The 13,379-nt window shown below is 40.1% G+C and carries 13 protein-coding genes; 5 read left to right on the top strand and 8 right to left on the bottom strand.

What is annotated here, in order from left to right:
- The first annotated feature begins 53 nt into the window (after positions 1–53).
- Entirely contained in the window at positions 54–1,430 is a 1,377-nt protein-coding gene (locus tag FFU37_RS02210) for an NAD-dependent succinate-semialdehyde dehydrogenase (RefSeq protein WP_138488605.1), read from the top strand.
- Between the two features lie 157 nt (positions 1,431–1,587).
- On the opposite strand, the gene FFU37_RS02205 is transcribed toward FFU37_RS02210, so the two are convergent.
- From FFU37_RS02205 to FFU37_RS02185, 5 genes are all read right to left on the bottom strand, one after another.
- Entirely contained in the window at positions 1,588–1,935 is a 348-nt protein-coding gene (locus FFU37_RS02205) for a hypothetical protein (RefSeq protein ID WP_039485094.1), read from the bottom strand.
- Positions 1,936–2,122: 187 nt separating this feature from the next.
- Positions 2,123–4,474: a hypothetical protein gene (locus FFU37_RS02200; RefSeq protein WP_138488604.1), complete on the bottom strand. Its 2,352-nt coding sequence runs from the start codon at positions 4,472–4,474 to the stop codon at positions 2,123–2,125.
- Positions 4,475–4,907: 433 nt separating this feature from the next.
- Complete coding sequence (locus tag FFU37_RS02195; RefSeq protein ID WP_138488603.1) at positions 4,908–5,990, bottom strand: endonuclease/exonuclease/phosphatase family protein; 1,083 nt, start codon at positions 5,988–5,990, stop codon at positions 4,908–4,910.
- A 23-nt stretch (positions 5,991–6,013) separates the two neighbouring features.
- Complete coding sequence (locus FFU37_RS02190) at positions 6,014–6,376, bottom strand: hypothetical protein (RefSeq protein WP_138488602.1); 363 nt, start codon at positions 6,374–6,376, stop codon at positions 6,014–6,016.
- A gap of 76 nt (positions 6,377–6,452) precedes the next feature.
- Positions 6,453–6,701 (bottom strand): TIGR03643 family protein, encoded by a 249-nt coding sequence (locus FFU37_RS02185; protein WP_002958079.1) that lies wholly within the window; start codon positions 6,699–6,701, stop codon positions 6,453–6,455.
- A gap of 123 nt (positions 6,702–6,824) precedes the next feature.
- Between FFU37_RS02185 and FFU37_RS02180 the strand changes: the two genes are divergently transcribed.
- From FFU37_RS02180 to FFU37_RS02170, 3 genes are all read left to right on the top strand, one after another.
- Entirely contained in the window at positions 6,825–7,514 is a 690-nt protein-coding gene (locus FFU37_RS02180; protein WP_138488601.1) for a substrate-binding periplasmic protein, read from the top strand.
- Between the two features lie 29 nt (positions 7,515–7,543).
- Positions 7,544–8,200: a YoaK family protein gene (locus FFU37_RS02175; RefSeq protein WP_138488600.1), complete on the top strand. Its 657-nt coding sequence runs from the start codon at positions 7,544–7,546 to the stop codon at positions 8,198–8,200.
- A gap of 74 nt (positions 8,201–8,274) precedes the next feature.
- Positions 8,275–10,335, top strand: a complete 2,061-nt coding sequence (locus tag FFU37_RS02170; RefSeq protein ID WP_138488599.1) for a TonB-dependent receptor — start codon at positions 8,275–8,277, stop codon at positions 10,333–10,335.
- A 7-nt stretch (positions 10,336–10,342) separates the two neighbouring features.
- On the opposite strand, the gene FFU37_RS02165 is transcribed toward FFU37_RS02170, so the two are convergent.
- The gene (locus FFU37_RS02165; protein ID WP_024595446.1) at positions 10,343–11,137 is read right to left on the bottom strand and encodes an AraC family transcriptional regulator; all 795 of its coding nucleotides are present in this window, start codon (positions 11,135–11,137) and stop codon (positions 10,343–10,345) included.
- 106 nt (positions 11,138–11,243) lie between these two features.
- On the opposite strand from FFU37_RS02165, the gene FFU37_RS02160 reads away from it, so the two are divergent.
- Positions 11,244–12,440: an MFS transporter gene (locus FFU37_RS02160; RefSeq protein ID WP_138488598.1), complete on the top strand. Its 1,197-nt coding sequence runs from the start codon at positions 11,244–11,246 to the stop codon at positions 12,438–12,440.
- Here the strand turns inward: FFU37_RS02160 and FFU37_RS02155 are convergent.
- On the bottom strand, positions 12,429–12,650 hold the full coding sequence (locus tag FFU37_RS02155) for a hypothetical protein (protein WP_024605837.1): 222 nt from the start codon (positions 12,648–12,650) through the stop codon (positions 12,429–12,431). The genes FFU37_RS02160 and FFU37_RS02155 overlap by 12 nt on opposite strands.
- A 97-nt stretch (positions 12,651–12,747) precedes the next feature.
- Positions 12,748–13,161 (bottom strand): GFA family protein, encoded by a 414-nt coding sequence (locus tag FFU37_RS02150; protein ID WP_002958070.1) that lies wholly within the window; start codon positions 13,159–13,161, stop codon positions 12,748–12,750.
- Positions 13,162–13,379 lie beyond the last annotated feature (218 nt).

The raw sequence follows: 13,379 nt of genomic DNA, 5'->3' as shown, positions 1-13,379 counted from the left end.
AACTGGCTCTAGCCTTGCACCTTTTAAATAACTAAATTTGTAAGGAGATAGAAATGAGTAACACAGTTAAAACGATTAATCCCGCAACTGAGCAAACCATTGAAACCTATACACTACTTTCTCAAAAGGAAGCAGAACAGGTAATCGAAAAATCTCACGAAACATATTTAAAATGGCGATTAACGTCATTCACTGAACGTGCAAAATGCCTTAATAAGTTAGCCTCACTCTTTGAAGATCAAAAAGAAGCTATTGCAAAACTCATGACCGAAGAAATGGGTAAAGTTTATGAGCAAGGCTTTCAAGAAGTTGAACTATGTGCAGGAATTTGTCGTTATACAGCCGAACAAGGCCCACAAGTACTTGCTGACGAAGAACGTGATATGGACGGCGGCCGCGCAATCATCAGCTACCAACCAACAGGTGTACTATTAGGTATTCAACCGTGGAACTTTCCGCTTTATCAGGTAATTCGCTACAGTGCTGCTAACATCATGGCGGGTAACACAACCGTATTAAAGCATGCTGGTAATGTATTTGGCATGGCTGAAAAAATAGAAGAGCTATTTAAACAAGCTGGTTTCCCAGAGTATTGCTTTAACAATTTACTTATCGACGGCAAAACAGCCAGTTCTTTAATTTCGCACAAAGCAATTAGCGGCGTAACCTTTACCGGTAGTGATGCGACAGGTAAAAAAGTAGCAGAAGAAGCTGGTAAACACGTTAAGAAAACAGTGTTAGAGCTTGGTAGTAACGACGCTTACTTAGTACTTGATGACGCAGACCTAGAGCTTGCAGTTAAAACCTGTGTAACCGGGCGCATGATCAATAACGGTGAAACGTGTGTTTCAGCTAAACGCTTTGTGGTTGTAGAACCACTTTACGATGACTTTAAAGCGCAAATTAAAGAGCAATTTGAAGCTATGAAAATGGGCGACCCAATGGCTGATGACACAGACTTAGGTCCAATGGCACGTGAGGATTTACGCGACGGTATTCACGACCAAGTAATGGAATCAGTTAAAGCAGGTGCAAACATAGTAACGGGCGGCGAAATACCTTCGCAAACAGGCTATTACTACCCACCTACTCTACTAGATAACTTAGCCCCTGGTATGCCAGCCTACGACGACGAATTATTTGGCCCAGTAGCTTCGCTTATTAAAGCCAAAGACAACGACGATGCAATGCGCATCGCTAACGACTCTCGCTACGGTTTAGGCGGCGGTATTTTCTCTAAAGATGAGAAAAAAGCCATTGAACTAGCTAAAAAGTACTTCGACACAGGTATGATCAATATTAACGGCTACGGTTTAGCACAACCTAACCTACCGTTTGGTGGTGTTAAAGAAAGTGGCTACGGCCGAGAGCACGGCGGCTTTGGTATGCGCGAATTTGTGAATATCAAATGTATTATGATCAATAGCTAATTTAGCTTTAAATACTAATACATTAGAAAACCTAAAAGTGGGTAACCGCTTTTAGGTTTTTTAACTTTAAAATTAGATTACAGAAGAGCTTAGTCTCTACTAAGTTCAAACCACAAAGCAACTACACAGTAATAACTGTAAATGAGCAGTTTGCTTTTTAATCATTATCAACATAAAAGAATAATATAATAAATTCAGAGGCACTAATTGCAGCTAGCTGCATTATCAGCAAAAACATAATACCAATCCCAGCTTGAGGGTCAGGTTCAATACCAAAGACAAGTACTGGCGCTAAAGTAATAGTACATAATGCAGCTATAATTCTAATAAAAATGAGCCGTTTATTTTTATAGTTTTTAGCGTTAGCTAAAAAATATAGAAGCAAATAAGGCAACAGCATAAACGCAAAGCCAATCTCAGTTGGCATCCAGTACTTAATAGCAACAGCAACTAAAGATAAAACAGCAAGCGCCTTAACTGGGTAGTACATTTTTTTATAATTCACATGCTTTCCTTTGCACGCAGTGCTTTATTAGCACCAAATAAAATATTGCCGAACAATATAAAAACTTTAACTATGCAATGCAATCTATTTCACTAGACTTAACCTGACAGGCAACAATGAGCGAAAAGCAGACATGTACTTTTCTATGACCAAGAAATATCCAAACTGCTAGTAGCGATTCAAAAATCTAAGGTAGGATTAGCCTTGGCCACACCTTAGGAGGTAGCCAGTCCTCCACAGGCATACCTTGATGGTAACCTATTTCTTCATAGAATTTTTTTGTGGAGATGGTTTTAGTAATGTATTCAGCGAGTTGCGCATTACATTTTTTAAGGGGATAAAAAACTCCATCCCTTATAGAGCTTTCGATAAAGTTTTTCACCAACGGAAGCATTTCACCATCTTCATAGCAAAATGAATTTTGCACTTTGCGAACAGTAGTTTCAGAGTTGCCAGTTAAATACTCTTTCAGTTTTTCTAGCTTATCATCTGTAACAGCAGGAAGACTTTCAATTGCCTTTTTAACATCATCCTTCTCAATACGAACCGAATTAAGTTCGAAACAGATCGACCTCGTATTAGGAAGCCAGCCAAGCCCAAAGTGCACTGCTAAATCTTTGAAAGAACCAAAGTATCTCCGCAAAGTAAGCATAACAGAAAAGTTATATACCGATGTAAAGCCAAATTTGTTGTAGAGCTTATCAGACATAAATACACCGCGACTGGTGCGCAGTCGCTCTTGAAGTGCATTCCATGCGATTTCGGTCAGCTTGCCATCTACAAATTGAGGTGTCTGTGTAAGCTGCTGATCGATGTCTTTAATCAATGCTCGCTGTTTTTCCTTCGGCAACTTATAAAAAGCATCCCTCAAACCAGTCACCCCCATATTGAAAACATAGAGCAAAGTCAGTGAATCTCCTCCCGCAGAAAGAGCTTTTTGTTTAGCTTTCTTGAATTCCTTTTCTACTACCCCTTCTTGTCGCCAATAGTTCAGACCTAGCCTGTGCTTTTGGTATCCGATTTTTGACGTATCTTCAATAGGAAAAGGCGATTCATTCAGGTCTATCAGTTTTTTCACTGTAGCGGCTAATGCGATGTCTGAGAAGCAATCTTCTTGCTGTACGAAGATATATTTCAATTTTTTTTGAGCGTACCACTTTCGCTTAATACTATTTCTCGCAGCGTAGCTTTTATGAAGTCGATTCTTGTACTTACCCCTCGAGTCGATCATTTCAACTTCAACGAATAAATTTGCGTTAATTACAAAGTCCACACTGAACTTCTTTGATATGTCATCTGCTAGGAAAACTAACTGATGCACCTCAATTGAATACAGCCAGTCGGCATGTGACCGGATCTTTAGTAAATGGTTATAGAGTAATTTTTCAGCATAAGAGTCTAAAACAGTTTTATCATCGGCGATATGAATCTGTACCGGTTTTTCAGTAATCGCTGTCTGCATATTTGTAAATTTTTTATAGTAGCGAATTATCGAGCTTATTAATCCTGAGTGATTTTTTCTAATAAAATGTTGAGATAATGCACCACCGTTGTTATGAATTGTCTTTAACTTTTCATCCAACTGATTCTTTGTAAAAGCGCGCCTCGATCCAGACTCTACTTTGGCATTCAACTTCTCTCCAACCTTTCGCCATAATCCCTTTTCTCTTTTTCTATATCTCGGCGATACTGACTGAGTTGATACACCGTCTCCAAAATAGGTATAGATCCTATCGCCAATTGTTAATGCTGAAGGATGATTTTTGGGAGGTCTCCAATCACTCAAAAAGTTATTGTAAACAGGCCAGCATCCATTAAATTGCGGTAGGACATACTCTTTGATGTATGACATCATTTTATTTTTGCTGCTTAGGTCTTGCAGTATAAGATGAGAGGTCCGTTCGATTAGACTTGACACAAATTGTTCTAGCGTACCGAAATACAATTTAATGAATAAAAGTTGGTACTCTTTGAACTCGGTGCGAATGATCTTGACTGATTCACCAAAACTAGAGCCTGCCGGAACATAGTCCATTCCTTTTTGTCGCAATATCTTGATTCTTATTGATTTTTTAAATTGGTTGAACTCCTCACCGGTTAAGTACTCAACAACCTCCTTATCGTTATATATACCCCCCTTAATTTGGGGGACATAGTCGAATGTCCTACTGTCCTCGTCTGGTTTCCAGTTTGGGTTAGAGATTTTTAAGATCATCGCGATTTTCTTAAACTCTACTTCTGTAACGGTGAGATTATTTAACGCTTTCGCTCTTTGCTGAAACCCAGCGTCCGAGTATTCTGGTATTGGCACAAGTTTATCAAGCTGGCAGCCGCTCATTAGGTCATAGATAAACTCTTGTACTCCATCATAATAATGCTCAATCGCCTCTTCGTAATTTACTACCGCAACCGATAATACTTCGTCTAATTTTTCTGGCGTAAGCGATAGATAGATTTCAGGAGTAGATCTACTTTTATTCTCGTCTTTGCGCCTTAATATTTTGAGGATTTGATTTTTAAGTTTTCTTTTTTCTATCATCAGCGCGAGTAAATTCCAGTCATCATTTTTGGCGGTACTCCTAAATTACTTTGTCCGTGAGCCAGAAGCAAGAGATGGTCGAAAAGTCTGAACTTTCAATAAACCTATCTGAAGTATCCCTTAAAATATTTTTTTCATTTAATTTCAGTACGCTACTATTTTTGACAAGCTTTATGACTGAGGAAAGGTGGACCTAATTCATAGGGACCGTGTTAGTTGTGCACTGGCACAGCAAATTTGGCTGGCTGATTAAAACTGATGTTATTGCAGCTCATAAAAATTTGAGAACAATAGGCAGAATGATCATGTCCGCTTTTGGCACTTTCTAGCCACTCGACAACATAAACGTGGTAGTCGTGTTGTTGCTAGCCAATTCATTATTTTTGTCGGATGGCGTGGCTTCGCCACTTATCCGACCAACACTGCCTAATAGCTATAACTTTTCCTCAAACCTCGGCACTTTTCGCTTGTCTGCCTTATTCATAGCAAGCTCTTGGATTTCTTCATGCTTTAGATCTTCGGGTTTATCTTCTAATGATTGCTGATTAGCGTTTTCGTAAGAAAGCTCAGTAAGGAGTGCAAAGTGATCAGAGCCATACTTAGCTAAGCGCTTAATACGCTTTACTTTAAAGCCTTCGCTGTGAAATAAGTGATCGAGCGGCCAGCGCATAAAAAAGTAACTTGCATGAAAGGTGTTATAAAAACCACGGCCTTTTCGAGGGTCTAAAAAGCCACTTATTTGCATAAATAAACGGGTGCTACGCGACCATGCTACGTCGTTTAAATCACCGGCAACTATGGTAGGTCGTGTTGGGTTTTTAAGTGCTTTAGCCACCATTATTAGCTCTGAGTCGCGCGGACGCGATGAGTCTTCTTCGGTCGGGCTTGGTGGTGCTGGGTGAATAAAGTGCCCTTGCATTTGCAGGCCTTCATCGTTTTCAAACAAAATATGAATTGAAGGAATATCTTCTTCTATTAGCTCACATATTTGTGCATCGAGTATTTTAAATTTGCTGTATAAGTGCATGCCGTAACGATTGTCTTTAGGGCATTCTATGTAATACGGGTAATTTTTTTTAATGACTGATAATTTATTTTCCCACCAGCTATCGCTTTCAAGCGTAATGAGCAGGTCGGGTTGGTGCTCATCTACAAGGCTAATTAGCTGCTCACTTTTATGGTTCGACATCAGTACATTTGCCGACATAATTCGTACGCTGTGGTCTATATGCTTTGGTGCGCTTTGCACTTCTTTTTTAGCAAGCCACGTATACGGATAAATCCATTTACCTTGTAAAATCATTATAAGCAATGAGGTTAAGGCTATAAATACATAACCTATTGCGCTACTTTGCCATAATAAAAACAACGATGTAACGGCTACAAAACTGGCAATATAAAATACCTGTAAGCGCACAAAGTCGCAGCTACGCACTAAGTAATGCTGGCTGTACGACATAGGCAACAAGGTAACCAGTAAAAAAAAGCCAATAATTATAGCCAGCGCAATAAGCATTTTAATATCCTTATAAAGTTAGTTTAGCGACTTAAGATTGAAAGTATTTCTCGAGTGTCGTGCACCATATGGATAACTGTACGGTCTATTTCAATACTCACTGTACCATTATCTCTAGAGCGTTCAATCACTCTACCTCGTTTATATAAATCACGATCTAAATAGTCGCCTCGGTGGTAGCTTTTACTTATCCCTGGTGGCGTCCAACCTGCGCGAATTAACTGCTTAGCCTCTTTTTTAGAAAGGTAGTCATTGTCGTTGTGTTTATGTGAATGATGCTTATTATGGCCGTGTTTATGACCATGCTTATCTTTATGCGGTTTTGCATCTGCGCTTATTGAACATAAAGCCAATGCTATTAGTGCTGTGTATGTTAGTGCTCTCATAAATAATCTCTAGCGTAATTTATAGCTAAAGATTAACAAACACGGCTGAACATCATATGAAACAGCTTACACTTATTTAACGTTGTTTATATTGTGTTTTACAGTGGCTTCGCATAATAGCGGGATCGCGTAATTTTAAGTGTTTTGTTTTACGACCAGCATGGCGTTTACGCCACACTTTAAAACTGCCTTTTGAAATATGTTCGCGCATAAATACCACCAGCTGGGAGTATTTTAATCCGTATAACTGCTCTATTGCCTCAAAAGGAGTTCTATCTTCCCACGCCATTTCGATAATGCGTGACTCCTGCTCTGCGTTAAACATGGTATATCTCACAAAATTTAACTTATACGCTAGGTAAAAATACTTCGATCAATGCAATTAAGCTCAGTAACTGTATAATTGGCGTTCAATTTATGTATTTTAAAAGATATCGAATTTTTATTTATGCGCGCAATATTTCTATTTTTAGCTTTAACTTTACCTTCGTTATTACTTGCAGCGCCAAGTAAGACCCTGCGCTGCGTAACAACTCACTACCCGCCTTTTACTATATTTGATGAGAAAAGCGATACGTTCACAGGTTTAGATATTGAATATTTAACGTTTATTGAGCGTAATTTAAATCTTAAGATTGACGTAATTCATCTGCCATGGGCGCGCGTAAAAAAAGAAATGGCGCTGGGCTACTACGACTGCTATTTCTCTTTGGCCAATACAAAAGAGCGAGCAGAGTATTTAGATTTTACAAGCGTGCCCTTGCATACTACTAAGTATGGTTTATTTGCTTTAAACAAAGATAAATTGCTCACTGACGATTTATCAAATACCCCAATAGCAATGCTGCGCGGCGTTCCTGTGCCTGAGGTTATTGCTAAAAAGTATAACCTTGATGAGAATAATCTGCTTCGTTCACTTTCAACTAAAGACACTTTTGAGCTGCTAGAAAAAAAACGCGTTGAATACGCAATAACTAACTATCAAGCGGGTTTGTGGTACTCAAAGGAATTTAAAAACGTATACGCTAGGCAGTTCAATGAGTTTACGTTTCCTACTTACATTGCTTTTAAGCGTGGCGTAATAGATACAAAATTAGTTGATGAGCAAATAAAGCGTTTTAAAGCACAAACTCAATAATTAACACTGTACACGTTAAGAGATAACCAATGTTTACAAAACTACCAAAGTGGGTTGAATATGGCGCGTTTACGCTCGCATTTATAGCGGGCATAGTAAACGCTGTAGGCTTATTAGGATTTGAGCACCAGGCTATTTCGCATGTATCTGGCTCTGTTACTTTACTTGGTATTAAAGCAATAACTAATCCTAGTACTGCCTTATTGTTACTTTCAATAATTGTTAGCTTTATGTTGGGTTCGGCACTGTCGGGCTTTTTGCTCTCTGGTGGCTCATTAAAACTTGGTCGTCATTACGACACTTTGCTTTTTATTGAAGGATTGCTACTACTTGCGAGTGCTTATTTACTCAAAAACACATTCGTTTACGGCATTGTTTTAACGTCTGCTGCGTGTGGGTTACAAAATGCGCTAGCCACTAATTACAGTGGTGCTGTTATACGTACGACACATTTAACCGGTATTTTTACTGACCTTGGTTTAATGCTAGGTAAAGCGCTTAAAGGTGAGCAATTTGATACCCGTAAAGGCGTTATGTTTTTACTCATTATTGCAGGCTTTTTACTAGGCGGTATAACCGGCTACGTTTTATTTAAGCATTACTTAGTGCTGGCTTTGGTGTTTCCTGCTGTGGCTTGTTTTGTTTTATCAATTACGTATCGGATTTATAGGTTACGTACGCTTTAACGCAACAAGTTTAAATGCATATTAAAACCGCATATTATAGAGGCAATGCAATATAGATTACTTTCAAGGAATGTATGAAACCTTATTTTTTGCCTCTGATATTACCCTTTAGCCACGCTGCGTTTGCCGATAATCAAAACAACGATGCAATAGAAACCATAACAACTACGGCATCACGTATTGAAGCGCTATCGACCCCAATGCCTTTATCAATAAGTACACTCAGCGAAGCGCAGCTAAATAGCATTGCGCCTACCCATATTGAAGAAGCCCTTCAACGTGTAGCAGGGGCTAATATTCAACGCGGAAATGGCCAAGAATATTTACCCGCACTTCGCTCCCCCGTACTTTCGGGCGCTGGCGCTTGTGGTGGCATATTGACTTTGGAGGATGGCATACCACTTAGAGCCGCTGGGTTTTGTAACATAAACGAGTTATTTGAGGCGCACAGCGAAATGGCGCAGCGTATTGAAGTGCTAAAAGGCCCTGGCTCTGCACTTTATGGCTCAAACGCTGTGCATGGTGTTATTAATGTAATAACGCCCGACACCACACAAGGCGGTGGCTTAGTTGGTTTAGATTATGGATCGTACGGTTATACTCGCTACAAATTACGCGCAGGGCACGATTACGGCAACAGCGGTATCGGCATTAACGCAAGTGTTACCGACGATAGCGGTTACCGCGACGACGAAAGCGTAGAGCAACAAAAAGTAAATATTCGCCATCGCTATTCAAATAATAATTTATTACTTACCTCAGGCCTTACTTATACAAATCTTGATCAGCAAACGGCTGGATTTATTACAGGCTTTGAAAGCTATAAAAACGAAGACCTCGCGCAAAAAAACTTTGACCCTGACGCATTTAGAAAAGCACGCGCATTTAGAGCATGGAGCAATGCAACATGGCAATTAAATAACGATGATGTGCTCTCTACTACGTTATATTTTCGTGACCAAAGCATGGACTTTTTTAAGCACTTTTTACCCGGCACACCGCTTGAAACAAACAGTCAAACTGGTTTTGGCATACAATCGCTTTATCAACATAATTTACAAAGCAATGTAAAAGTAAACCTCGGGCTTGATGGCGAATACACGCAAGCCGACTTTACTCAAAGCCAAAACGAGCCAACTCAGGGCTCTGCATTTTTAGTTGCTACAGTACCCCAAGGTAAGCATTACGATTACGATGTAAACGCCACGCTTTATGCCCCCTTTGCATCTATTGATTGGCAATTAAATAAATGGTTACTTACCGCAGGTGTGCGCTACGAGCATATGCAGTACGACTACACCAATAATATGCTAGCAGGTAGAACAAAAGACGATGGCACAGAATGCGGCTTTGGTGGCTGCCGATACAGCCGCCCAGCGAGTGCTAAAAATAGTTTTAGTAATCTATCGCCAAAGCTTGGGGTTAGTTATCAGTACAATACAAATAACACGCTTTATGCAAACTTTTCTCGCGGTTACAGAGCGCCACAAGCGGCTGAGCTATACCAATTACAACGCGAGCAAACCACTGCAAATTTAAGCGCCGAAATAGCGAATAACGCAGAGCTGGGTATTAAAGGGATTTACGAAAAACTACGTTATGGCGTGTCGGTTTACGCTATGAGTAAACACAATACGATTTACCGCGATAGCGACTTTTTTACGGTAAATAATGGCAGCTCTCGTCATCGTGGTATTGAGCTTGAGCTTAACTACCAGCTCACCAAGTCGCTTGCGCTTAACTTTGCAGGCACTCACGCAAAGCATACTTATACTAACAACCAAATACTTAACGGTTTAAATATAAACGGCAACGACATAGATACCGCGCCGCGTAATATTGCTAATATCGATTTAACATGGCAGGCATTAAACAACGCGCAATTTGCTTTGCAGTGGCACCGCGTTGGTAACTACTACACCGACCCAGAAAACTTAAATAAATACCAAGGGCATGATGTTTTAAGCCTGCGCGCACAGTGGCAAGTTACTAGTAATCTTGAGCTACTTGCTCGTATTATTAACTTAACTGATGAGGCTTATGCGGAGCGCGCCGATTACACCAGTTTTACCGGCGACAGATACTTCCCGGGCAGGCCTCGTAACGCGATGCTTTCGGCAACTTATACGTGGTAATGCTTATTTAAGGGCTAAGCTGATTTAAATCGCTCATGTATTTCATGGGCGACTTTTTCATTACCTTTTTAAACATAGTAATAAACGCACTCACCGACTCATACCCTAATAACTCCGACACCTGCTGCACACTTTGCTTATCAGAAAGCGCTTTTAAGGCTGTAATTATATGCAATTGCGTACGCCATTTTCCAAATGTCATGCCTGTTTCTTTTTTAATTAACCGCGCTAATGTGCGCTCAGTTAATGCAAACTGCTTAGCCCATTGTGGTAGTGTTTTTCGGTTGTTTGGCATATTTATAAGCTGATCGCTCATGGTTTGAATTACCTCGTTTTTAGATAATACAAAATCAAGTGGTTGTACGGGCATTTCAATAAGTTGATCAAATAACACCTGAGCTAAACGCGCTGTTTTACTATTTAAAGTATAGTGCTGATTATGCCCAGCCAACTCGCACATTAGCTCTTTAACCAGCGGCGTAATAGCTAACGTACACGTATTTAGCGGCATACCGTTTTTACTACTATCAATAAATAAATGACAAAGCTGCGCGTTATCAGACGCCCTATTACTATGCACCTTTTGTGCTGGGATCCAAATTGCACTGTGCGTAGGCACCATCCACATTTTTGCCGACACTTCACACGTTACATAACCATGCAGCGCTAAAATTAATTGCCCTTTTGGATGAGTATGTAGTGGTATTTCGTGACTTGCATGCGCGTGCTCTATTTTGGCTATTATAGGCTGCGCCATAGTTTCAAAATTTTTAATGTCGTCCCAACCAATTGCATCAAACATAGTTTTGTCTGTTTTTAGTTATTTAATGTCATTATCTCTAAATTATAGTTTTTGCTAAGCCTTTATACTAGCGCCCATTAAGTATTAGCTTTAATGGTCTTCCCTTTTGTTAAATAACACACCTAAATCACGCTTTGCTGGCATATTACTTGTGCTTGGCATATTACTTATTGCCGCAAATTTACGTGCAACATTTACAGGTATTGCACCTGTGCTTGAACAAATTATTAATCACTTTGGGCTTAGCGCATCGCAAGCTGGGTTTTTAACAACATTGCCACTCATTGCCTTTGCGGTTGTATCGCCAATGGCCGCAACTCTTGCTAAAAAGCAAGGGTTAGAGCGCACCTTGTTTGTGGCTTTGTTATTTATACTTGCAGGGGTTGCAGCGCGGATAATAAATACCTCAGCTATGCTTTTTGTAGGCACCGCTATTATTGGTGTGGGCATTGCCATTGCAAACGTATTATTACCAAGTTTAATTAAGCGCGACTTCCCAGCTAAGGTTGCGTTAATGACCTCAGCCTACGTGCTTACTATGGGCGTGGTATCGGGTGGGTTTTCTACTTTAGTATTTCCGCTTAGTCAATTAAACGGATTAGGATGGCAACTTGCGCTGGGCTCATCAGCTCTTATTACTTTGGCGAGCATTATTGTATGGATGTCGCAATTAAGTAAGCACACAAAACCCGCGAGTATTGCTCAACACACCGACACGTCAAAAAGTGTATGGCGTTATTTACTAGCATGGCAAATTACCCTACTGCTGGGCTTAAACTCGTTTTTAAATTATATAATTATTACGTGGTTACCAAGCATATTAACCGAAACCGGTCACTCAGCTACTCAAGCAGGTGCTTATCATGGGGCTTTTCAAATAGCGACTGCATTACCGGGTTTAATATTAATTCCGTTACTTGCCAAATTAAAAGATCAAAGCGCGCTTAGCTTTATTTTAGCCATGTTGAGTGCACTCAGTGCTTTGGGGCTGCTTTACATGCCTAGCTTTGCTTTTGTTTGGACCCTAATGCTGGGTTTTTGCTCTGGAGCGTGTTTTATATTGGGGCTGTCGTTTATTAGTTTACGAACCGATGATTCGCAACAAGCAGCGTCGCTTTCAGGTATGTCGCAAAGCGTAGGTTATTTGCTCGCGGCTATTGGTCCTATGCTAGCTGGTGCATTACACACTACAACAGGCAGTTGGAGTGCGCCATTGTGGTTGTGCGCTATTGCCGGAGTACTGTGTGCTTTATGTGGTTTGGGCAGTGGTAAAAACACCACTTTAGCTAAATCAGCTAACTAGCTGCTGTAACCACGAAAATAAACCAGACGAAGGTTTACTACTCGCGTGCTTTTGCTCATAGCGTTTATTAGTTGCTTCGCGCTGTTCACGGCGCTCTTGTGCTAAATTAGCTTTTGCAGCAAAACGCAAGCGCTGCTCTTGAGTAAGCTCATCATTAAAACTAATGGCTGTTTTTTTCACTGCTCGACTGCTTTTAGGTGAACTACACATATTATTCTCCAAATGACTGACTTATAAGTAGACAGTCATTTGGTTAAATAAATTTCAAACCGCTTACTAAAAAAGTAATACTGGTAACCCCAACTAACTAGTTTTGTGGGGTTGTATCAAACGCAGGTACTTCGTGTAAGCCGCTCAACCAGCTCAATGTTGATTTAGCCCAAATTTGTGCTGTTGGCGTAAACTGATCACGCTGATCAACTGCACCAATACGCAAGCCATATACACGGTCAGTTTTAGCTTCGTTAGTTGCATAAAGTGTTGTACCACATGTGCCACAAAAACCTTGCGCACGCTTGTTACCGCTTTGCGCTGTTTTAACAAACTCTTTTGGCTCACCTTGGGTAAACACGACCGAATTTGGCTCTGCAATTATAACTGCTCTAAATGGGCCGCTCGACATACGTTGGCAATCGCTACAATGGCAAACAAGTGCGTTGTTATTTTGAGACTTTGCTTGGTATTTAATTTCACCACAGTAACAGCTTCCAGTAATTTCCATTATTTAAATCCTTAATGCTTATGAAGATTGAATCGAGATATAAGACCGGCAATATCGATTCATTATTTTTAAAATATAAAAAAACTGCTCGCCGGTTCATTTGTATGTTCGGTTAGATTTTTAATTTTTGAGAGTGATTTTAAAAGTTGAGCAAGTGCTAAAAACATGATCCGATGTTTTAAATAAAACAGCAATACCACGTTAAGCTAATAGCGTAA

Origin of the sequence: Pseudoalteromonas distincta (genome assembly GCF_005877035.1) — a bacterium.
Taxonomy (GTDB): Bacteria; Pseudomonadota; Gammaproteobacteria; order Enterobacterales; family Alteromonadaceae; genus Pseudoalteromonas; species Pseudoalteromonas distincta.
This window is presented reverse-complemented; position numbering and strand designations above follow the sequence as displayed.